This is a genomic window from Bacillus sp. LL01 (assembly GCF_001037965.1).
This window is the reverse complement of the sequence record NZ_LFEL01000004.1, coordinates 388384-411482: the sequence shown is the minus strand read 5'-3', so window position 1 is coordinate 411482 and position 23099 is coordinate 388384. Positions and strand designations below refer to the sequence as shown.

At 43.0% G+C, this 23099-nt stretch carries 20 protein-coding genes and 1 riboswitch; of the genes, 15 read left to right on the top strand and 5 right to left on the bottom strand.

Annotated elements, in window-relative coordinates; all coding sequences use genetic code 11:
- Window positions 1–135 precede the first annotated feature (135 nt).
- Complete coding sequence (locus AB685_RS14505; protein WP_047971418.1) at window positions 136–1635, top strand: bifunctional GNAT family N-acetyltransferase/carbon-nitrogen hydrolase family protein; 1500 nt, start codon at window positions 136–138, stop codon at window positions 1633–1635.
- A 226-nt stretch (window positions 1636–1861) separates the two neighbouring features.
- Here AB685_RS14505 and AB685_RS14500 read toward each other — a convergent pair whose 3' ends face one another.
- The gene (locus AB685_RS14500) at window positions 1862–2278 is read right to left on the bottom strand and encodes a DUF4395 domain-containing protein (RefSeq protein ID WP_047971300.1); all 417 of its coding nucleotides are present in this window, start codon (window positions 2276–2278) and stop codon (window positions 1862–1864) included.
- A 173-nt stretch (window positions 2279–2451) separates the two neighbouring features.
- On the opposite strand from AB685_RS14500, the gene AB685_RS14495 reads away from it, so the two are divergent.
- The 8 genes from AB685_RS14495 (at window position 2452) to AB685_RS14460 (ending at window position 11936) form a co-directional block, all read left to right on the top strand.
- Window positions 2452–3354 carry an AEC family transporter gene (locus AB685_RS14495; RefSeq protein ID WP_047971299.1) on the top strand — a complete coding sequence of 301 codons (903 nt, stop codon included), beginning with the start codon at window positions 2452–2454 and terminating at the stop codon, window positions 3352–3354.
- Between the two features lie 77 nt (window positions 3355–3431).
- Window positions 3432–3989, top strand: coding sequence for a glycerol-3-phosphate responsive antiterminator (locus tag AB685_RS14490; RefSeq protein ID WP_047971298.1), 558 nt, complete (start codon window positions 3432–3434; stop codon window positions 3987–3989).
- Window positions 3990–4011: 22 nt separating this feature from the next.
- Window positions 4012–5502, top strand: a complete 1491-nt coding sequence (gene glpK / locus AB685_RS14485; protein WP_047971297.1) for a glycerol kinase GlpK — start codon at window positions 4012–4014, stop codon at window positions 5500–5502.
- A gap of 159 nt (window positions 5503–5661) precedes the next feature.
- Window positions 5662–7353 (top strand): glycerol-3-phosphate dehydrogenase/oxidase, encoded by a 1692-nt coding sequence (locus AB685_RS14480; RefSeq protein ID WP_198530518.1) that lies wholly within the window; start codon window positions 5662–5664, stop codon window positions 7351–7353.
- Between the two features lie 181 nt (window positions 7354–7534).
- Window positions 7535–9298, top strand: coding sequence for a phospho-sugar mutase (locus AB685_RS14475; protein WP_047971295.1), 1764 nt, complete (start codon window positions 7535–7537; stop codon window positions 9296–9298).
- A 199-nt stretch (window positions 9299–9497) separates the two neighbouring features.
- A complete protein-coding gene (locus AB685_RS14470) occupies window positions 9498–10637 on the top strand; it encodes a GAF domain-containing sensor histidine kinase (protein WP_047971294.1) in 1140 nt (379 codons plus the stop codon).
- Window positions 10634–11266, top strand: coding sequence for a response regulator transcription factor (locus AB685_RS14465; RefSeq protein ID WP_047971293.1), 633 nt, complete (start codon window positions 10634–10636; stop codon window positions 11264–11266). The genes AB685_RS14470 and AB685_RS14465 overlap by 4 nt, the downstream gene beginning before the upstream one ends.
- 130 nt (window positions 11267–11396) lie before the next feature.
- Window positions 11397–11936 (top strand): NADPH-dependent FMN reductase, encoded by a 540-nt coding sequence (locus AB685_RS14460; protein WP_047971292.1) that lies wholly within the window; start codon window positions 11397–11399, stop codon window positions 11934–11936.
- Between the two features lie 89 nt (window positions 11937–12025).
- On the opposite strand, the gene AB685_RS14455 is transcribed toward AB685_RS14460, so the two are convergent.
- A complete protein-coding gene (locus tag AB685_RS14455; RefSeq protein ID WP_047971291.1) occupies window positions 12026–12283 on the bottom strand; it encodes a YhdB family protein in 258 nt (85 codons plus the stop codon).
- Between the two features lie 138 nt (window positions 12284–12421).
- Between AB685_RS14455 and AB685_RS14450 the strand changes: the two genes are divergently transcribed.
- Window positions 12422–13450: a M14 family metallocarboxypeptidase gene (locus tag AB685_RS14450; RefSeq protein WP_053073820.1), complete on the top strand. Its 1029-nt coding sequence runs from the start codon at window positions 12422–12424 to the stop codon at window positions 13448–13450.
- A gap of 205 nt (window positions 13451–13655) precedes the next feature.
- Window positions 13656–13820, top strand: a riboswitch (M-box (ykoK) riboswitch).
- A 405-nt stretch (window positions 13821–14225) separates the two neighbouring features.
- Window positions 14226–15587: a magnesium transporter gene (mgtE, locus tag AB685_RS14445; protein ID WP_047971290.1), complete on the top strand. Its 1362-nt coding sequence runs from the start codon at window positions 14226–14228 to the stop codon at window positions 15585–15587.
- Between the two features lie 66 nt (window positions 15588–15653).
- Here the strand turns inward: mgtE and AB685_RS14440 are convergent, their stop codons facing one another.
- On the bottom strand, window positions 15654–16523 hold the full coding sequence (locus AB685_RS14440; RefSeq protein WP_047971289.1) for a sulfite exporter TauE/SafE family protein: 870 nt from the start codon (window positions 16521–16523) through the stop codon (window positions 15654–15656).
- Window positions 16524–16872: 349 nt separating this feature from the next.
- On the opposite strand from AB685_RS14440, the gene AB685_RS14435 reads away from it, so the two are divergent.
- Window positions 16873–18288, top strand: coding sequence for a SpoVR family protein (locus tag AB685_RS14435; protein ID WP_047971288.1), 1416 nt, complete (start codon window positions 16873–16875; stop codon window positions 18286–18288).
- 22 nt (window positions 18289–18310) lie between these two features.
- On the opposite strand, the gene AB685_RS14430 is transcribed toward AB685_RS14435, so the two are convergent.
- Window positions 18311–18880, bottom strand: a complete 570-nt coding sequence (locus tag AB685_RS14430; RefSeq protein ID WP_047971287.1) for an MEDS domain-containing protein — start codon at window positions 18878–18880, stop codon at window positions 18311–18313.
- Window positions 18881–18955: 75 nt separating this feature from the next.
- Window positions 18956–19240, bottom strand: a complete 285-nt coding sequence (locus AB685_RS14425) for a hypothetical protein (RefSeq protein ID WP_047971286.1) — start codon at window positions 19238–19240, stop codon at window positions 18956–18958.
- A 265-nt stretch (window positions 19241–19505) separates the two neighbouring features.
- Here AB685_RS14425 and AB685_RS14420 point away from each other — a divergent pair, with 265 nt between their 5' ends.
- The 3 genes from AB685_RS14420 to AB685_RS14410 are packed head-to-tail and all read left to right on the top strand — an operon-like array spanning window position 19506 to window position 23045.
- On the top strand, window positions 19506–20258 hold the full coding sequence (locus AB685_RS14420; protein WP_047971285.1) for a DeoR/GlpR family DNA-binding transcription regulator: 753 nt from the start codon (window positions 19506–19508) through the stop codon (window positions 20256–20258).
- Complete coding sequence (gene pfkB / locus AB685_RS14415) at window positions 20255–21166, top strand: 1-phosphofructokinase (protein ID WP_047971284.1); 912 nt, start codon at window positions 20255–20257, stop codon at window positions 21164–21166. The genes AB685_RS14420 and pfkB overlap by 4 nt, the downstream gene beginning before the upstream one ends.
- 13 nt (window positions 21167–21179) lie before the next feature.
- Complete coding sequence (locus AB685_RS14410; protein WP_047971283.1) at window positions 21180–23045, top strand: PTS fructose transporter subunit IIABC; 1866 nt, start codon at window positions 21180–21182, stop codon at window positions 23043–23045.
- The last annotated feature ends 54 nt before the right edge of the window (window positions 23046–23099 follow it).

Genomic DNA, 23099 nt, shown 5'->3' with positions numbered 1-23099 from the left:
ATAAAATTAGGGAATAAGTAATATTGGGCTATTCTACATTTTTACAAATAGAAACAGCCCGGCATGCTTTTTTGTACATAAGGATAGGAGATGTAAGCTTTGTCAAAAATCGATTTATCTAAATTTGAGAGAAAAATGAATATCAGAAACATAGAATTGAAAGACATAGATGATATTATTGCACTTCAGCATTTGTGTTTTCCAGGGATGCAGCCTTGGAAGAGTGAGCACCTGGAAAGCCACTTGAACATGTTTCCTGAAGGGCAGCTATGCGCGGAATATGATGGGGAAATAATCGGATCCTGCTCAAGCCTTCTGATCAACTTTGATGAGTATGATGATCGTCACACATGGGATGACATCACAGATGAAGGATATATCACCAATCACAATCCAGATGGCTACAACTTGTATGGAATTGAAGTGATGGTACATCCGGGCTATCGCCGTATGAAGGTAGGGCACCGTCTCTATGAGGCGAGAAAAGACCTGGCACGAAGGCTGAATCTGAAAAGTATCATCATTGGTGGTCGGATCCCGAACTATCACAAGTATGCAGAAGAGATGACGCCTCGTGAGTACGTCAGGCAGGTGATGCGTCATAAAGTTTATGATCCTGTACTTTCTTTCCAGCTTCTTAATGAATTTACACTGATGCGTATCAATCCAGGCTATTTGCCGGACGATGTCGCTTCCAATAAATTTGCAACATTGATGGAATGGAATAACGTCGAGTACATTCCTAAGACAAAGCGCCACTTTAAGACTTCCTTCCCTGTTCGGGTTTGTGTGGTCCAATACATGATGAAACCCATCAGCTCTTTTGAAGAATTTGCAACACAGGTGGAGTATTACACGGATGTTGCCTCGGATGCAGGCGCTGACTTTGCAGTGTTTCCAGAGATTTTCACTACTCAATTAATGAGCTTTTTACATGAGAAGGTACCTAGTAAAGCTGTTCAACGATTAACGAAGTATACGGAACGATATATCCAGTTATTCACTGACCTTGCAGTTAAATATAATGTGAATATCATTGGAGGCTCGCATTTCGTTGAGGAGGATGAAAAGGTCTACAACATTGCTTATCTATTCCGTCGTGATGGGACCATAGAGAAACAGTACAAATTGCACATCACCCCGAATGAACGTAAATGGTGGGGAATCAGCCGTGGGGAGAGCGTTCGGGTATTCGATACGGATTGCGGAAAAATCGCCATCCAGATCTGCTATGATATCGAGTTTCCAGAACTGGCTCGTATTGCGACAGAAAAGGGAGCCAACATCATTTTCTGTCCATTTAATACAGAGGACCGCCAAGGCTATCTTCGTGTCCGCTATTGTGCTCAAGCGCGCGCTGTGGAAAATCAGATCTACACGGTTATTGCGGGGACATGTGGAAACCTTCCGCAGGTGGAGAACATGGATATCCAGTACTCCCAGTCGGCGATCTTTGCTCCGTCCGATTTCGAATTTGCAAGGGACGGAATTGTAGGAGAGTGCAATCCGAATATTGAAATGGTAATTATCGGGGATGTGGACTTAGAGATTCTCCGTCGCCAGCGTCAGTCGGGTACGGTGCGTCAGTTGAAGGACCGTCGTAGGGACGTGTACGAAATCAAGTATAAAAAATAATTTGTGGAAAGCGACCTTTTGGTGGGTCGCTTTTTTAGCATGCATTATTCAATGAGGAATGAGGACAGAGTTTGAGGTTTTTCATGGGAGGAGGTCGTCATACAAGGTCAATGAGGACAGAGTTTGCCGAATTGGATGTAGGAAAAAGTCACCATACGCGTTTTTATCATTCCCGAACCAAACGAACCAAAAAATGAACCCCATGAGGAGTTCATTAATAATAACTTTAATTAAAACGACGATATTTATACTGCTGCCACTGAAACCTGATAAAACAGCCTACGCAAAAGCCCATCAGAGCGACTCCAGATGCTACACCTACCATCACGGCAAATACATAACCGACAATGACATATCCGGAATAGAATCCAATCAACGCCAATGCTAAACATGCAACCGCGATGGATTGGTTGAATTGAAGCTGCGCAACATCTTCCTGTGGATAAGATCCAGCTGGCTTGGAAAGGAACTTCCTTGCAACAATAATGGCTGGGTTCCATTTCAAAAAAAGACCCATCAGACCTGCAAGCAGAGGCAACGCCATCAGAATATATAAACCGGTTGCAAGGGAAAGGACAACGGTAGATAAAATGAACCATTGGTTAAAGGTAACTAGTGGTTTAGGTAAAGTGTTATTTTTCATATGTGATTAATCCCACCTGTATAATCGGATATTTGTTATGACTATCATACTCGACTTGTGTAAAGAAGTGCAACAAATAAAAACTGGTAAGAAGATAATTGTGTTAAGTTTTGATAGTATAGGAGATACAAAACTGACATAGTTAATTCACACAAAGATTTGGGGAGAGTAGTTTGATATTTTTAGAGGTAATATTACCGGTTTTCATGATATTTGCAATTGGCTTTATCGGTCAGAAAACAATCGGGTTTGATGTGAAAGCCCTGTCCAAGATGGCGATGTATCTATTGTCACCGGTTCTTGTGTTCAGGACTTTCTACGTGAACGAATTTTCTAGTGATCATCTTTACATCATCATTTATTGTTGTTTGCTTTGTTTTTCATTAATTATTTTTACATACCTTATTGCCTGGGTGAGAAGGTATTCAAAATCTGAAACCTGTGGTCTCATTCTATCATCGAGTTTCATGAACAATGGAAATTACGGAACACCTGTGGCACTGCTGCTCTTTGGTGCTGCCGGATTTGAGTATGCAATTGTTCTGATGGTCATTCAATCGTTGTTGATGGCGACAGTCGGAGTGTATTATGCAGCAAAGGGAAGTCCGGACAATGATGGCTTCCGATCAGCACTAATGTCTGTGGTGAAAATGCCAATCATGTATGGAGCAGTAATAGGTCTGTTTTTTCAATGGTTTTCAGTACCGGTTTCCAAGCCCATCATGCAGGCTGTCCATCTAGTGGCGGATGCAACAATTCCGGTCATCATGGTTATCTTGGGCATGCAGCTTGCGAAAATATCCATACGTACGACAGCAAAGGAAAAACTGCTGTACGCTCTTTCCATTAAACTGGTGGTTTCACCATTCATTGCTTTTCTATTCACTTTGGTGCTTCCGGTGGATCCGATGATTAAACAGTTGATGATCATAATGGCGGCAATGCCGGCAGCGGCGAACACGACCATGTATGCTCTGGAATTCAACACAGAACCGGAATTCGTTTCAAGTGCGACCTTGGTTAGTACGTTATTGACCCCTGTTACGTTGCCGGTGATGTTTTGGTTGGTGTTGTAAATATTTTAACTTGTAAAGGTTCAAGTTTTCCTTTCAACAAAATCAGATAATAATTCATTAAAAACGGGAGGCTTCCCATGACTTTTCAAAACCAGACCATTCTACCTGCAGTGAAGAACGGCAAAACATTGGAGCGCTTTTTACAAAGCAGCTATGAATATGGGGTAATACTAGACAGTCAGCTTTCACAGATTCCCAGTTTCATAAAGGCGGCCAAAAGGGAAAATAAAAAACTGTTTATTCATGTCGATCTGATCCAGGGGATTAAGAATGATGAACATGCGGCGGAGTTTCTTTGTCAGACCTTGAAGCCAGCAGGGTTGGTGTCTACGAGAGCCACTGTGATTACAAAAGCAAAACAGCGTGGGGTCTATGCAATTCAGCGATTGTTTCTGTTAGATTCAAATGCGGTGGAAAAGAGTTATCAGGTCATTGAGAAGGTACAACCAGATTTTATTGAAGTTCTTCCTGGTGTTGTTCCTCATATGATAAAGGAAGTGAAAGAGAAAACGGGGATACCGGTGTTCGCTGGGGGACTGATTCGTACGATAGAAGATGTGGATCGGGCGATAGCGGCAGGAGCCACCGCTGTGACGACATCCAAGCAGGAACTTTGGGAGCATTACTCGAAATGAATACGGAGAAGGAGGGGAAAGGATGGAAACGTATATTTTATCTTTGGACCAGGGGACCACAAGTTCAAGGGCCATACTTTTCAATAAACAAGGGGAGCCGGTCTATACGGCCCAAAAGGAATTCAAACAGTATTTTCCCAAGTCGGGGTGGGTGGAGCATAACGCCAACGAAATCTGGAGCTCCATTCTTGCGGTCATTGCGTCATGTCTTTCCGAGTCGGGGGTCAAACCGGAACAGATTGAAGGAATAGGAATTACGAATCAACGGGAAACAACTGTTGTTTGGGATAAGAATACAGGCCAGCCGATACATAATGCCATTGTGTGGCAATCGAGACAGACAGCCTCCATTTGTGAAGAATTGAAAGCTGCAGGGCATGAACAGAAAATCCGTGAGAAAACGGGACTTCTTGTGGATGCGTACTTTTCGGGTACAAAGGTAAAATGGCTCCTTGACCATGTGGAGGGTGCACGTGAAAAAGCAGAAAAAGGGGACCTTCTTTTCGGTACTATTGATACATGGCTGATTTGGAAGCTCTCAGGCGGGAAAGCTCATGTGACAGATTATTCGAATGCGTCCCGAACGCTTCTTTACAATATCCACGAATTGAAGTGGGATGAAGAATTATTAAATATTTTTGAAGTGCCGGCATGTATGCTGCCCGAAGTGAAAGCTTCTTCGGAATTGTATGCCAAGACGGTTGATTTCCACTTTTTCGGTCATGAGGTTCCAATCGCAGGGGCGGCAGGTGATCAGCAGGCTGCTTTGTTCGGGCAGGCATGCTATGAAAAAGGAATGGCGAAGAACACGTATGGCACGGGATGCTTCATGCTAATGAATACAGGTGAAAAAGCAATTAAGTCCGATAACGGATTGCTTACTACAATTGCTTGGGGATTGGATGGAAAAGTTACCTATGCATTGGAGGGAAGCATTTTTGTTGCAGGTTCTGCGATCCAGTGGCTACGGGACGGACTGCGTATGTTCAAGGATGCGAGTCAGAGTGAAGAGTATGCGACACGGGTCGAATCATCGGAAGGTGTGTATGTAGTACCTGCTTTCGTTGGACTTGGCACTCCCTATTGGGACAGTGACGTTCGCGGTGCTATGTTCGGCCTTACGCGTGGTACTTCCAAGGAACATTTAATTAGGGCTACCCTAGAGTCGTTGGCATATCAGACGAAAGATGTGCTGACTGCTATGGAACAGGATTCTGGTATCTCCTTAAAAGCCTTAAGGGTTGATGGCGGTGCGGTTAAGAACAACTTCCTCATGCAATTCCAGAGCGACATGCTACGAGTGGGAGTGGAGCGGCCCTTTGTGAATGAAACAACGGCACTTGGAGCGGCATATCTGGCAGGACTTGCAGTAGGATACTGGAAGGATCAAGAAGAGATTGCTTCCCAATGGCAAAAGGGAGAAACCTTTGCGCCGAAAATGACGGAAGAGGATCAAAAAGAGCTCTATGAGGGATGGGAAAAAGCGGTTAATGCAACTATGGCTTTTAAGTAAGCGCTGCATATGATATAGTATTGATAAGTTAATAGACCGGTTGGAGATTAGGAGAGACCACAGAACATATTCGAAGCAAAAGCTTTGTCTATGTTTCCTGTGGTCTCTTTTTGTATATATACATACTAATAAAGATGGAGGCTGTTACCCATGAAAAAATTGACATTCGCAAGCTTCAATAGAGGGTTATTGTTAGAAAAGATGTCTGAGGAAACATACGATATCCTTGTAATAGGTGGTGGGATTACCGGGAGCGGGATTGCACTGGATGCAGCAACGCGAGGAATGAAAACGGCTGTAGTGGAGATGCAGGACTTTGCGGGGGGAACCTCAAGCCGGTCGACCAAGCTTGTTCACGGGGGTCTACGTTATCTGAAGCAGCTGGAAGTGAAGATGGTTGCAGAAGTCGGAAAAGAGAGAGCGGTCGTTTATGAAAACGGTCCGCATGTCACCACTCCGGAATGGATGCTTTTGCCGATCTACCAAGGCGGCACATTCGGCAAATTTTCCACATCCATTGGGTTGAAGGTGTATGATTTTCTGGCCAATGTAAAAAAGTCAGAGCGCAGAAAAATGCTGGATGCAAAGGAAACACAGAAGCGGGAACCTCTTTTGAATAGTCAAGGCTTAAAAGGTGGCGGTGTGTATGTCGAGTATCGAACAGATGATGCACGACTTACCATTGAGGTCATGAAAGAGGCCATCAAGCAGGGGGCTGAGGCGGTAAATTATGCAAAAGTGGAAAAGCTCCTTTATGAGAACGGAAAAGTGGCTGGTGCGATCGTGGTCGACCAGCTGAGTAATAGAAGCTATAAAGTTCGAGCTAGGAAAGTGATAAATGCAGCTGGCCCTTGGGTGGATTCCCTTCGTGAAATGGATGGATCTAAAAAGGGAAAGCATCTGCAGCTGACAAAGGGAATTCATTTGGTTTTTGATCAGAAAAAGTTTCCGCTAAAGCAGGCGATCTATTTTGACACGGAAGATAAACGGATGATTTTTGCCATCCCAAGAGCAGGAAAAACGTATGTGGGTACAACAGATACAGTTTATACAGAAGATATGGTTCATCCGAGGATGACGAAGGAAGATAAGGATTACGTTCTTGCCGCGATAAAATTCATGTTTCCTTCCGTTCACTTGGAAGAATCGGACATTGAATCCAGCTGGACGGGTTTGCGACCGCTCATCCATGAAGAAGGAAAGTCCGCATCCGAGATATCAAGGAAGGATGAGGTTTGGGTATCAGATTCAGGACTGATTACGATAGCAGGAGGTAAATTAACAGGATATCGGAAAATGGCCGAGTTGGTGGTAGATCTGATTAACAAGCAGTTTTCCAAGGAGATCAGTAAAAATTATGGGGCATCTAAAACAAAGAACATGCCGATATCCGGTGGGGATGTAGGAGGTTCCGCGAACTTCCCCCGCTTTGTAGATAAGATAGGGGAAGAGGGAGTAGCTTATGGATTTACGTTGGAAGAAGCGAATAGACTCGCCTCCCTGTATGGATCCAATGTTGATAAGCTATATAAAATAGCGGAAGCAGAGCGTGGGAAAGCAGACCGGGTAGGGTTACCACTAGATGTGTATGTCCAATTGATTTATGCCATGCGTGAGGAGATGGCTGCCACCCCGTTAGATTTTTTCATCCGAAGAACAGGGGCCTTGTTTTTCCATATCGGCTGGATAGAGAAATGGAAAGGAAAAGTATTGGATTGTATGGAAAGGGAGCTTATCTGGAACAGATCCCAAAAAGAAAAATACGGTAAAGAGTTGGAGCGTCACCTCCGCGATGCAGTGACGGCAGTGGATGAAGAGGAGCCTGACCCTTCCGTAAGTAAAATCGGATAAATAATTCAGGAAAGGAAAAGGAATTGTGAATGCGATTTCTTTTCTTTTTTAGTATAATAATGAGTGAAAACGTTCACGAGTGCATAATTTGTCATAATTCGACGTATTTTTTTTGCAGGAAGCTTTAGTAGGTAAGTAGAAGTCTTACTATATCCTGATAAACGCAAGGAGGAAGAGACAGATGAAATGGATGGAAAAATTCGACCTTTGGGAGTCACATACAAATCTTGATGAAGAAATGGTGAAGCTGATTCAAGAGATGAAGCATGATGACAAGGCGAGGGAAGAAAGCTTTTATAAAGAATTGGAATTTGGTACTGGTGGAATGCGCGGAGAAATTGGCGCTGGTACAAACCGAATGAATTTATATACGGTTCGAAAAGCATCAGAAGGATTGGCACGCTACATAGAGTCCTTCGGTGAGGAAGCGAAAAAGGGCGGTGTCGCGATAGCTTATGATTGCCGTCATAAATCACCAGAATTTGCAATGGAAGCGGCCAAAACATTGGCAAGCCATGGCATTCAGACGTATGTATTTGAAAGTCTGCGTCCGACTCCGGAATTATCTTTTGCCGTTCGATACTTGAATGCATTCTCAGGAATCGTGGTAACAGCAAGCCATAACCCACCAGAATATAATGGGTACAAGGTGTATGGTCCAGACGGAGGACAATTGCCGTTGTTTGAAGCAGATCAAGTGATTGCAAAAGTAAATGAAATTGAAAATGAGCTCGAAATCAAGGTTGCTTCGGAAGAGGACTTGAAAAATAAAGGCCTGATCAAAATCATCGGCGAAGAAGTGGACAAGGAATACTTGAAGCAGCTTACTACGATCAGTGTGCACCCAGAATTAGGGAAGCAGATGGGTGAGGAAGTGAAGGTGGTATTCACTCCTTTGCACGGAACAGCTAACCTACCAGTTCGCGAGGGTCTTGATGCACTTGGATATAAAAATGTGAAGGTTGTTGCCGAGCAGGAGCAGCCGGACCCCAATTTCTCCACGGTTTCTTCTCCGAATCCTGAGGAGCATGCAGCCTTTGAATTGGCGATTCGTGATGGTAAGGAGATCGATGCAGATATCCTGATTGCAACTGACCCGGATGCGGACCGTTTAGGGGTTGCAGTGAAAAATCCTGAGGGAGAATACGTCGTGTTGACGGGAAACCAAACAGGCGCTCTTTTCCTTCACTATTTATTATCGGAGAAGAAGGCTACAGGTACACTTCCTTCAAACGGAGTGATGCTGAAAACGATTGTAACATCTGAGTTCGGTCGTGTTATTGCTGATAGCTACGGTGTTGCAACGGTGGACACGTTAACAGGATTCAAGTTCATCGGGGAAAAAATCAAGCAGTATGAGGCTAGTGGGGAATACTCCTTCTTGTTCGGTTACGAAGAGAGCTATGGCTCATTGATCGCTGATTTTGCCCGTGACAAAGACGCCGTTCAAGCGTGCATCATGGCGGTGGAGATCTGCGCATTCTATAAAAAACAAGGCAAGACCATGTATGAAGGTTTAATGGAGTTGTATAAACAATACGGCTACTACCTTGAAGGCATGAAGTCTTTAACTCTGAAAGGAAAAGAAGGAGCGGAACAGATTGCGAACCTTCTGACAGCCTTCCGTAACACGCCTCCAGCTGAAGTGGCAGGCTACGCGGTGACAGCGATTGAGGACTACTCTACTCAAGAACGGCTTGTTGTGGAAACAAAAGCGGTAGAGAAAATCGATCTTCCTAAATCGAATGTGCTGAAGTATTTCCTAGAGGACGGAACTTGGGTATGTGTAAGGCCTTCCGGAACAGAGCCGAAGATTAAGTTCTATTTTGGAACCCAGTCTGAAACAATGGAACAGAGTAAAGAGAAATTGGATACCATGTCAACATCGCTGATGGAAAAAGTGGACCAGTTTTTGAATCGTATGAATTCTGTAGGGAAAGTTTAAAAATAGATGCGGAGCTGTTTCAAGCATGGTGTGATGCTTGGGGCGGCTTTTTTTTGTTATGTAACATCATCTAAATAACGTCTACGACCAAAGTCGCACAAAACCCAAGACTTTTTCCGAAAGCCAAAAGGGATTCTCACTGCTACAATAGAAAGATAATAGATGACTTGAACCATCAAAGGACAGGAGGACTTGCAATATGGTCCATGAAAACCAAAGAATCCAAGAACTGCGAGCATTAAAAATCATTGCGGAATCACTGAATCAAGCCAATGACTTGCCGACAATGCTTACAAGTGTGTTAAAGGAACTTCTTCAAGTAACAGGCCTGCAGACAGGCTGGATTTATCTTATAGATGAAAAAGGTAACTACGCATTGGCAGCAGATCATCAGTTGCCGGAAGCACTCAAAAGTCACAACAAAAAACCGATGTGCGAGGGTGGCTGTTGGTGTCTGGATCGCTACGGGGATGGGCGGCTTAAGCGTGCATCCAATATTATTGCCTGTAAACGCATAGAGGACGCAATCAAGTATGAGTGGGGGCATACGGACGATGTCACCCACCACGCAACAGTCCCTTTACGTGCAGGAGAGGAAAAGTTCGGTCTGCTGAATGTGGCGGCACCTTTCAAAACACATTTCACTGATACGGAACTAGCCCTTTTAGAATCGGTTGCGTATCAGATCGGGACCGCAATCAAGCGGATTAGGCTTTCGGAAAACGAGCAGCATCTATCCATATTGGCGGAACGAAACAGGCTTGCGCGTGATTTGCACGATTCGGTGAATCAGCTTCTGTTTTCACTTATGCTCACAGCCAGAGGGACGAAGGAGCTTACAACGGACCCTCAAATTCTCGAAATGCTTACATATATGCAGGAGCTTTCCCTGGAGGCTTTAAGTGAAATGCGGGCACTCATCTGGCAGCTCAGGCCTGAAGGGTTGGAAAATGGGGTCGTCAGTGCACTGCTCAACTATGGAAAAGTGTTGGGGCTCAGCATCCATTCGGAAGTGAAAGGCGTAATCGACCTGCCGAACCACCTTGAAGAGTGTCTATGGCGTATTGGACAGGAGGCATTAAACAATTGTAAAAAGCATGCAGGGAAAAAAGAGGCATGCCTGCTTATTGATGTGAAGAATAAAAGAGTCTCCATGGAGATTAAAGATACAGGAGCAGGCTTTTCTTTTACACAAAGTGAAGAGATTCCTTCACTGGGATTAAGAAGTATGAAGGAGAGAACCGAGGCCCTGGGTGGAACGTTCACGCTGTTAAGTGAACTGGGAAAAGGCACGATGGTGCGGGTGGAAATGCCAGTGACAAAGGGGGAGAAGAAATGATTAGGGTAGTAATTGCAGATGACCATCATGTTGTAAGAAGAGGCTTGCTTTTTTTCTTGAAAACGCAAAAGGATATTGAGATTGTCGGGGAAGCAAAGAACGGGAAGGAAGCAGTGGAGCTAGCTGAAGCCTTGAATCCAGATGTTGTCCTGATGGATTTGGTGATGCCGGAAATGGATGGAATCGAAGCGACAAAACAGATCATGGAAAGAAAAATATCGTCTAAGGTGTTGATTCTGACCAGTTTTTCCGATCAGGATCATGTTATCCCTGCAATACGTGCTGGAGCATCCGGCTATCAACTGAAGGATGTTGAGCCTGATCAGCTGATTGAATCCATTCGTGCTGTGCATCGAGGAGAGAGCCAGCTGCACCCTAAGGTAACTTCTCATGTCATGTCCCATTTTGCGAGAGGAGTTGGAAGTAAGAATCTTCATGAGGAACTTACGAAAAGGGAATTGGAGGTTTTAGCGGAGATTGCGAAAGGGAAAAGCAATAAAGAAATTGCTTCTGCCCTTTTCATTACGGAAAAGACTGTGAAGACGCATGTCTCCAATATTTTAGCAAAATTGGAGTTGGCAGATCGGACGCAGGCGGCATTATATGCTGTGAAACATGGCATTGCCTGACCTACATCTTTAGTCGTAGAAAAAATGATTCATTTTTCGTAGGAAAAGTTAGCTATTTATTCCGATTTGCCAACTTGTAATGTCGATTATACTAAGATTATAAAAGACAGTTGGAGGGAGCAGATTATATATGAACATTTTAGCGATAAGCGGAAGTCCAAGAAAAAGTGGACGTACTGGAATAGCTGCACGATTCCTGAATGGGAAATATGGTGTGGAGGTAATTGATTTAAGTGAGGGCGAAATCCCTTTATATAATGGAGAGTCCTATCAAACGGAATTGGATAACGTAATTTCCTTGAGGGAAAAAGTCAAGAATGCGGATGCCGTTCTTTTATTGTCCCCTGAGTACCATAGCGGAATGAGTGGTGCGTTAAAAAATGCATTGGATTTCCTTGGGAGCGAGCAGTTCCACAGCAAGCCTGTCGGGTTGTTGGCAGTAGCAGGCGGTGGGAAAGGCGGTATTAATGCACTGAACAATATGCGTGTGGTAGGGCGTGGTGTGTACGCGAATGTCATCCCGAAACAGCTGGTGTTGGATCCTCACTGCTTTGAGTATGAAAATGACACGTTGAATGCAGAAAGTGCCGATCTTGTGGATGCTCTTTATAAAGAGTTAGTTATGTATGTGAAAATGCGCGAATATCTGTTTGAGAATGAAGAGGCCTGATTGGAGGGCTCTTTTTTTTGCAAATTCACCATAAAAACAGTAACCCAAGGCTCGTCGCACCTCGGATCACTGTTTGCCTAAGAAATGAATTACACCATATATCCGTGACTTACCTCGTCCATTTGATCTTCTGTGCTCCTTGTTACAGCATGATCAATATACCGGAGCAGTTGATACAGGTTACTCTCAATTTCCTTATAGTCCTTAGAGAAATTGTAGGAGTGAAGAAAATGCTCGATATTTTTGGAGAGGAAGTCATCTTTTGTCCGCACCATCAGGATAAGCAGGTTATCCCATTCTGAGCGGTGCGTGTAATATAACGCTCGGTCGTAGTCAACTGTGTTCATCTGAGTCCTCTCCTCCTCTTTTTAAGGAGTAGTTATATTTTGTGTCAGAACTGCATGTTTCCCTCGTTGAAAATGTTGGTCGTATCTCCATACGAAAATTGACACAAAATAAGTGAAATGCATTTTAGAGGTGTATAAATGAGGACATGCAAAGCGATATTTCTGTTTATTCTTTTGATACAAATCTATCCCTTCACAACAAAAGCGGAGCAGATAGTTAATGCCCAGGAATGGTACACGTATGATCGAATGCTTGAGGACCTTAAGCTATTGAAAAGGAAATACGGCCATGAACTTAATATCAAGCTAATCGGGAAATCAGAGTTCGGACAAAATATTTGGGCTGCAAAAATAGGCAAAGGGGACGCTAATATTGTAATCCTTGCCGGGCATCATGGGAGGGAATGGTTAACCACAAGTCTTGTCATGACAAAGTTGGAGTACTATCTTCAAGCGTATAAGAGTAATCAAAAAATCTTCGGTTACAATCCTGATCTTTTGGATGAAGTGTCGATATGGTTCATTCCTATGGTCAACCCTGACGGTGTCCGTATTCAGCAGGAGGGAGTATGCTTTTTACCGAAGTACCAACAGAAACTATTGATCAAAATGAACGGAAACAGTGACGATTTTGACCGATGGAAGGCAAATGGGAATGGAATTGATTTGAACCGGCAATATCCTGCAGGCTGGTCAACAATCAAAGAAAAAACGAATGCTCCTTCTTTTCAGTATTATAAGGGCAAGTTCCCACTTCAAGCCAAGGAGGCCAGAGCGGTTGTGTCCTTTACACGTGAAGTTCAGCCGTTGATGGCGATCACCTATCACTCTTCAGGACGAGTTCTTTATTGGTATTTTAAAAATGATCAGGCTGTCATCAATCGGGATAAAAGGATAGCAGAACAGCTTTCTAAGCTTACCGGTTATTCGCTGGACCAGCCAGAGGAGCATGCGGTAGGGGGAGGATTTTCGGATTGGTTTGTGTCAGAGTTTAAACGGCCATCCTTCACTCCGGAGATTTCCTACTTTGTCGAAGATACAAACCCGCCATTATCCGTTTTCCAGGAGGAGTGGAATCGCAACAAAAAGGTGGGAATATATCTCGCAGCAAAAACAAAAAATCTGTATCTGAATAATAATGTGTCACCAAATAATAAAGCAGAATAACGGTATGTATCAATATTAGGAGGTTTCTGATGATGAAAAATGGGTATTAAGTATGTTAAGTGATTTTATTTTTGTGCATGGTTACGCAAACATTTAACCAACAGACAAAACAAATGAAAACTTTATCGATTGAAGAAAAAAAGAGTAACTGAAAAAAGGTTGACATAGTCTGTTTTTCCCTTGTAGAGTAGTAATTGTGAAACTCATTTACCTTCGTTAGGTGAGGCTCCTGTGTGGAGATATGCTGCTGCCCAGAAACGTCCAAAGACGCCAATGGGTCAACAGAGACCATCGATATAAGGTGGTATTTAATGCAGCTGGATATTTTCCTATGCCACACAGTGCTAAAGCTCTACGAATGAGGGAAATCATAAGGATCAACTATGCCTTTATGCGCCTTCATTCGTTTGGATGACAGGTGCTTTTTTAATGGGATGACATGATGATCCCCTAATTCTCCACCTGTTGACTGTAGTGCAAGGTGTGAGACTCCGGCGGGCGATAGCGGTAGACTTGAGACCCCGCAGGCAAAGCCGAGGAGGCTCAAGCACCGCCCCGCGGAAAGCGAACACCTGGAACGGAAGGAAACAGGGAGTTCCAAATGAAATGCCAAGAAAATTCAAGGTGGTGGTAACAAAAATGGATAGTAGTCCAAGTCCAAGGACGAAATTTATAAGAAGTACAGGTGAATACATATCATTTTTGGTTACCGCCTCTTCGGTAAAATAAAGATGTGATTCCTTGTACTCCTTAGCAAGCAGAGGAGGCAGAGCTCATGGTGAAGAACATGACAGAGGATCAAATCATATTAAATATCATCAACTTTTTGAAAGAAGGAAAGCGAAAGGCATTTCAGGATATTATTGAAGAATTACAGCCATACGATACGGGAGTCATTTATCAACAGCTTCCGGAAAAACATAAGGTTCGATTTTTAACCTACCTTACAATTGAACAGTTGACCGCACTAATTCAGGAATTGAATCAGGATCTTCAATTGGAAGTTTTAAAAAGAATTGGTGTGGAAAAATCGGCAAAAGTAATGGATCGTATGGACAACGATGACCTGGCTTCCTTATTTGACGAAATGGATCCGGAGATCAAAGGCCGCTTTTTAGCAAAAATGAACAAAGAAGAGTCCACAGCTGTACAGGACTTGATGAAATACGAAGCGGAAACAGCAGGTCGATTGATGACCAACCGTTATGTATGGATTCCCCAGGAATATACCATTCGGGAAGTGGTCGAAAAGCTGAAGTCATTTGCGGAACTTGCGGAGACCATCAACTACCTGTACGTGATTGACGAAGAGCAAAGGCTGGTAGGGGTAGTCTCCTATCGTGACCTCATTCTTGCAGAAGCTAACGAGAAAATTCAGGAAATCATGTTCTCCCGTGTCATATCCGTTCATGTGGATACGGACCAGGAAGAAGTGGCTCATATCATCGAACGTTATGATTTCCTGGCAGTACCGGTTGTGGACGATGAAAAGACATTGATTGGGATTATCACCGTCGATGATGTTATCGACGTTGTCATCCAAGAGGCGAATGAGGATATCGAGAAGCTTTCCGCATCTGGTAAGGATATTGACTTCGATACACCTGCTTTAGTGGCATCTGCAAGACGACTGCCTTGGTTGATCTTATTATTATTTATTGGGCTTATTTCCGGTAGCATTATCAGTGGATTTGAAGATACATTAGGAACTGTCGTAGCATTGGCATTCTTTATGCCGATGATCGCAGGGATGACAGGTAATACCGGGACACAGTCTCTTGCGGTGATTGTACGTGGGCTGATTTCCCGTGATTTGGATAAGAAGCTGGTTACAAAGGTTGTTTTCCGTGAGCTTGGTGTGGGAATCACTATCGGATTTACTTGTGCCATCTTAATTGCAATCATTGCATTTGTATGGCGTGGCGACCCAGTACTTGGAATGGTTGTCGGGGTTTCATTATTTTTCACACTAATTATCGGAACGCTGGCAGGGACGATTATTCCGTTAATTCTCTATAAGTTGAATATCGACCCTGCGATTGCATCTGGTCCGCTGATTACGACATTGAATGATATACTGTCTTTATTGATTTATTTTGGTATTGCAACAGCATTTCTTTCTCATTTGGCTCCATAAAATGAAAAGCAAAAAAGACCATCTAAGCATCAGGTGCGACCTGTTGCGAGGATGGTCTTTTTTATCTCAATTCAAAGGTTGCACTTTCTTCTTTAGAAGCCTTGTTATCAAAAAGATATTGATGAAGAGGGTATAACAGCCCAAAGCCACCAAACCAACTGTAGAAAACTCTATCATCTCCAAGATCAAACTGAGCATTGTCACTATATAGAGGAATCCCAGCAGTTTCTGGATGCTTCTGCTATTGAAGAAAGAAGTGGCGCGTGCTCCTAACTGAGAGCCGATGATTGCTCCTGCGATTAAGAACAGTCCAACCTTTAAATTGATTGGATTATTCACCGCATATGTAATGAATCCTGCACTGACTATTAAGATAACCCCCGCCAGGCTTGTTGCGACTGCCTGTTTGGAAGAGAAGGCGTAGTAAGCAATCAACAAGGGCACAATGATGAATCCTCCTCCTACACCAAGAGTCGTAGAAAGCAATCCTGCAATAACTCCGATGAAAATGAACTTCAAGACACCTTGGCCTTTTGCGGAGGGATCGTAGGTTGCTCTTGTATCTCCATTATCTTTCTTCAACATTTTGTAAGCGAAATATGTAAGCAATGCAAGATACAGTATTGGCACAACCGTTGTATCATAACCGTTTGATTCCATCCAGCTGACTACAGGATAGGCAATTTGCGTGGCAACGACACCACTTGCTCCAATAATTAAAGCCGCCTTCCACTGAATGTTTTTCATCTTGAAATGTGCATACACACCAGCCATCGATGTTCCGATAGTATAGAGTAAACTGGTGGAAATCGCCTCTACTGGAGTGTAGCCTAGTAGAAGCAGCACGGGTGTAAGAACAAGGCCACCTCCAATCCCGAAAAAACCTGAAAGCATGCTAATCGAAAAACCTAAAAGAATAAAAAGTATAAACTCCATATATGTAAACTCCTTCAATAACTTTCTGTTAAAAGTATAACATTGCTACCAAATCAACGGTCTTTAATTTAGAAGGTTCTGTTAAACGCCGCTGTTGATTTCCGCACTGGGCTTCGCTTTCCGCGGGGCACTAGTGGAGCCTCCTCGGCAAGCCTGCGGGGTCTCCACTAAGCGCTATCTCCCGCCGGAGTCTTCGCCCTGTGCTACAATCAACAGCTTAAATATCTTACATATCAACAAGCTAATTTAACAGAGCCAATTAGAAAAATGTCCTCTTTGAACAATCCTCTCTCATGTTATTGTCACCTTGTTCATACATTGTGATAAGAGGAAAAGGGAGGTAGTTTTAATGAGAGCAAATAACGAAAAAGTCTTATTTCAAGCCATCGATGAAATTACCGAGATAGCAAAGGGGTTTGGACTGGACTTTTATCCAATGCGATATGAAATTTGCCCAGCAGATATTATCTATACATTTGGAGCATATGGGATGCCAACACGTTTTTCTCATTGGAGCTTTGGAAAACAATTTCACAAAATGAAACTGCATTATGATCTTGGTCTCAGTAAAATATATGAACTGGTGATAAACTCCAATCCATGCTATGCATTTCTCTTAGATACTAACTCAATTATCCAGAACAAGCTGATTGTAGCACACGTCCTTGCCCACTGTGATTTCTTCAAAAACAACTGCCGTTTCCAGAATACAAACAGAGATATGGTGGAGAGTATGGCGGCAACAGCTGAACGTATTAAACAGTATGAACATGATCATGGTAAAAAAGAGGTGGAGGACTTCCTCAATGCTGTCCTCGCGATTCAGGAGCATATCGATCCTTCACTTGTACGCTCCAAACTTGCCTGGAGTATCGAGGACATGGAAGAAGAGGATGAAGCGCCGAAAAAGACGAGTCAATATGATGATCTCTGGAACCTGGATGAAAGAAATAAACCGAGAGCGGTACCAAAAAAGAGGAAAAAGAAATTCCCACCCCAACCCGAAAAGGATATATTGCTCTTTATTGAACATTACAGCAGCGAGCTGGAGGAATGGCAACGCGATATTCTCACAATGATGCGTGAGGAAATGCTCTATTTCTGGCCACAGATGGAAACTAAAATCATGAACGAAGGCTGGGCTTCGTACTGGCATCAACGCATCTTGCGCGAAATGGACCTGACAAGCGATGAGGCGCTGGAATATGCGAAACTGAATGCAGGGGTCGTGCAGCCTTCTAAAACAAGCATCAATCCATACTATCTGGGGATTAAGATCTTTGAAGACATTGAAGAACGCTACGACAATCCAACCGAGGAAATGATTCGTGATGGAGTAAAACCGGGATCTGGACGGGAGAGAATGTTTGAAGTGAGAGAAGTGGAATCCGATATCTCTTTCCTTCGCAACTATTTGAATAAGGATCTTGTTATGCGTGAGGATATGTATCTTTTCCAAAAACAGGGCAAGGACTACAAGATTGTCGATAAAGGCTGGGAGAAGGTTCGCGACCAGCTGGTGAACATGCGGGTCAATGGGGGATTTCCATATATCACAGTAAATGATGGGGATTATCTGAGAACGGGGGAGTTATACCTGAAGCATTGGTATGAAGGGATTGAACTTGATCTCAAGTACTTGGAGAAAGTAATGCCGTACATTTTCCAAATTTGGGGCCGTCCTGTCCATATGGAGTCTGTTATCGAAACGAAGAATGTGCTGTTCACGTATGACGGAAAGAGTGTGCATCGGAAGTATATCTAAAACAAAAACCTTGAGGAGCTCCTCAAGGTTTTTTATATGATTCCGAAGTGGAAAAACTGTCATCTGTCATCACATATTTATGTACCTGCTCCAATGCCGAATGTAGGGCTGATGACAAGGAGTTGCAGGAGTATGCACAGACCGAAATCATTCGTTCCTGAACGACGAAATCATCGGATGTAGCTTCATATTCCCTAAGTTGATCAGCATCTGGCTCGTCTGAAGCCCATTCTACATGAGCCCAAGTGCGGACCGAACGATTGCCTTTTTTCAATAATGTAAGATCTTTTTCGAAATGTTCTAATATCGTTTTTGTATTAAAATCTCCACCGGAAAAATAGTAATCGAAATTATTGACTATTCTGATAGTGGTTTGTTGTTCTTCGCTATAACGCTTTTTTATTTCATCTTTTATCTGACGCAGGTTTTTCATACTCTCGATAATTAGTATATTTTCTCTATTCTTCATGCCGGTATTTATAAATGTAATTAGATTATTTAGGTAGACGTCTTCATCCTTAAAACGATAATAGACATGCCCTTCCGTAATACTCTCTAGATTTGAGGATGTGAATGTAGTAATTGGTCTCACCTCTAAATGAATTTTGATTTCAACATAAACATTGTTCCATTATCTTTGAAAATGGTCGTGGTCAGAAAACAGCCTTTAAATATTTTCAATCCATCCTGAAATGTTACCATCTTCAATATGCTGGAATTTGCTTTTCTGGTCGGAAATATCGACTAAGAAGTAGGTGTCACTTCTGTCAAAACAAGCCATTAAATATTTTTCCAATATGTTGATGTCTTCTGTGGTTTTAATCAGAAAGGAATGATTATGTACTTTTTTAATATTATAAAGCTTTGTCATTCTTTCGTTAATACAATCGATGGTCCATTTTTCTTTTCTGGAACAATGAAACGTAAAAAGATATATTTTATTCGGCTCCAAAAGCTTCCCTCCTAAAAATGGTTTGATAATTTTTAGTTTATCATAAGAGACTAGTTTAGACTGTTTACAACTATTGTCTTCAGTAAAAGTATTGAAATAGAAAAATCAACTGTTCATCGAGTCACCCTAATTACTGTACAATTAATCACTAGTCTGGTTTATTTTGATTGAAAATGATTACTTTTGATTGATTTTGATTGATTTTTGAAAGAGCTTACATTACAATGTAGATACATCCAAACGAACTAGGGGAAAGGTGATTTCCGTGCTTACACCAGAAAGACAACAGAAAATACTTGAGTTGGTACAAAAGCAAGATGTGGTGAAGCTTCAGGACTTTGTGGATGCAACTGGAGCGTCGGAATCGACAATCAGGAGAGATCTGAGTCAACTAGAGGAAACGAATAAATTGAAAAGGGTTCATGGAGGGGCTGCGAGAGTTCATCAAAAGGCGGAAGAGCCTAGCATTTTTGAGAAAGCATCCATAAACCTTCATGAAAAGCAACAGATAGCCAAAGCTGCAGCAGAGCTTGTAATAGAAGGCGATTGCATCTTCCTTGATGCAGGAACAACGACTTTTCAAATGATTCCATATCTTGAAAACAAACAGATTATCGTAGTCACCAACGGTTTTGCCCATATTCAGTCATTGATGGAAAGAGGAATCAGCACTTATATCGTTGGCGGATTTATGAAGAATAAAACGGGGGCCATCATCGGGAGTAAAGCTATTCAATCTTTATTGGATTACAACTTCGATAAAGCGTTTATTGGAGCGAACGGTGTTCATCTTAAGAGTGGATACACAACTCCCGATCCTGAGGAAGCAAGTGTGAAGAGTCTGGCAATCAAACTCGCAAATGATGCATTCATACTTGCCGACTCCTCTAAAGTTAATGAAGTGACTTTCGCAAAAGTTGCGCCTATCGAATCGGCTGCACTAATTATTGACCGCTTGGATGAGACGATAGCCCCTGCATACAGAGACATAACAACAGTGATAGAGGTGAGTTCATGATATATACGATTACATTGAATCCTTCCATTGATTATGTGATGGAAGTAGAGACGTTTAAGGAAGGGACCATTAACCGGGCAAATGAAACAAAGTATTATCCTGGGGGAAAAGGGATTAACGTATCTAGAGTATTAAAGAGACTTGGGGCAGATACGATGGCACTAGGCTATGCTGCAGGCTTTACCGGTAATTTTATAAAAGAGAAGCTGATAGAGGAACAAGTGGCAGTCCGGCTTTTGGAAGTGGATGGCCATTCTCGTATAAATGTGAAACTGAAAGCGGATAACGAAACAGAGATCAACGGTACCGGTCCCTTGGTAGATGATGATGCGGTAAGAAGATTGCTGCAGCAACTTAACCAGCTTTCAAGTGAGGATATTGTGGTGCTGGCAGGAAGCATCCCGGGCACAGTGCCCTCTAACATATATGAAACACTTATTCAGAAGTGTCAAGAACACGATGTGAAAGTGGTGCTTGATACAGGTGGAACGACTTTGAAAGCTCTACTATCGTATAAACCTTTTTTCATAAAGCCGAACCACCATGAACTTGGCGCCCTGTTTGACGTCACCATTCAATCAAAAGAAGAAGTGATCCATTACGCAGCAAAAATCCATGAACAAGGTGTACAGAATGTTGTCGTATCCATGGCTGGTGAAGGGGCTCTTCTTTATACAGATGATGGTGTTTATTTTGCAAAAGCTCCTAAAGGGGAAGTGAAGAATTCCGTCGGTGCAGGTGATTCGCTGGTCGCCGGTTTCCTTGCAGGATATGTTAGCTCTAACAATAGCCAAGAGGCTTTACGATATGGAATTGCATCAGGCAGTGCAACAGCATTTTCTTATGACCTTTGTCAAAAGGCAGATGTAAATGGATTATTGGAACAAGTACACATAGAAAAATTATGAGGGGGAGAGAGTTATGAAGATTACAGATTTATTGACGAAAGACACCGTCACACTTCATTTGAGATCAGGGAACAAATCTGATGTCATTAAGGAATTGATCGACTCACTGGCTGGTGCCGGTAAGCTTGCAGACAAGGGGAAATATGAAGAGGCGATTCTTGCAAGGGAAGCACAGAGTACGACTGGAATCGGCGAAGGTATAGCTATTCCTCATGCGAAAACGAATGCGGTGAAGACTCCTGCAATTGCCTTTGGAGTTGCAAAGGACGGTATTGATTATGAGTCATTGGACGGTCAGCCGAGTCAGCTGTTTTTCATGATTGCAGCAAGTGAAGGCGCTAACAACGAACACTTGGAAACTCTATCTCGTTTGTCTTCGATGCTGATGGATAGTGAATTTCGTAAGTCTTTAATGAATGCTTCATCAAAGGAAGAGATTATCAGATTGATAGATACGAAGGAAAAAGAGTTATTTGAAGAGGAAGAAGTGGATTCATCTTCTTCTGATAAGGATGGTTTGATCTTAGCTGTTACCGCCTGCCCTACCGGAATCGCGCACACCTATATGGCTGCCGATGCGTTAAAGCAAAAGGCTAAAGAGATCGGAGTTAATGTGAAGGTCGAGACAAATGGGTCAAGTGGGGTTAAAAATGAACTGAGCCAGGAGGAAATCGATAAAGCGATTGGAATCATTGTCGCTGCCGATAAGCAAGTAGAAATGGAACGGTTTCATGGCAAAAAGATCATTCAGGTCCCAGTTGCACAAGCGATTCGTAAGCCGGAGGAGCTATTGAAAAAGGCAAGCCGTGGAGAAGGCGAAACGTACACTGGAACAGGTACTTCAAGCTCGGAAGGGAAGAAAGGACGTTCTGGTTTCTATAAACATCTGATGAGCGGTGTTTCCAATATGCTTCCGTTTGTGGTTGGTGGGGGAATCCTTATTGCGATATCTTTCATGTTCGGAATCAATGCATCAGATCCGAATGACCCGAGTTACCATTGGTTTGCGGATGCTCTTATGACAATTGGTGGCGGGAATGCCTTTTACTTGATGATTCCTGTTCTTGCCGGATTCATTGCGATGAGTATCGCGGATCGACCTGGATTTGCAGCAGGAATGGTCGGGGGATTAATTGCCTATACGGGTGAGGCCGGTTTTCTTGGTGGTCTGATAGCTGGTTTCCTTGCAGGATATCTGGTTTTAGGGTTGAAGAAATTACTTAGTGGATTGCCAGCGTCTCTCGAAGGTATCAAGCCGGTTCTATTGTATCCGCTATTCGGGATCTTTTTGACAGGTATGATTATGTTACAACTTGTAACACCTTTGAGAGCGTTTAATGAGGGATTGACGTCATGGCTCGGAGGCATGGGTTCAGGGAACCTGGTTATATTAGGGATAATTTTAGGTGCCATGATGGCCATTGATATGGGCGGCCCTATCAACAAAGCAGCTTTCACATTTGGTATTGCGATGATTGATGCAGGAAACTACGCACCACATGCAGCGATAATGGCAGCGGGGATGGTTCCGCCACTAGGATTGGCACTTGCTACAACTATCTTTAAGAATAAATTCAACAAACAAGAGCGAGAAGCGGGGAAAACGTGCTATATCATGGGGGCATCCTTTATCACGGAAGGTGCCATTCCATTTGCAGCAGCTGATCCGTTGAGGGTCATACCTTCAGTGGTTGTAGGTTCAGCGGTTGCCGGTGCATTGGCAATGTTATTTGGAATTGGATTGCCAGCTCCTCATGGTGGGATTTTCGTTATTCCGATTGTTACAGGTGGAATCTTCATGTATGTGTTGGCTATCTTGATTGGTGCTGTTGTGACAGCGGTGATGGTCGGATTGCTTAAGAAGAGAATACCAGCCTAATTATAGTTTGAATGTGTAAAATTATGAAAAACACCAGGAAGGTCTCTTTAGACT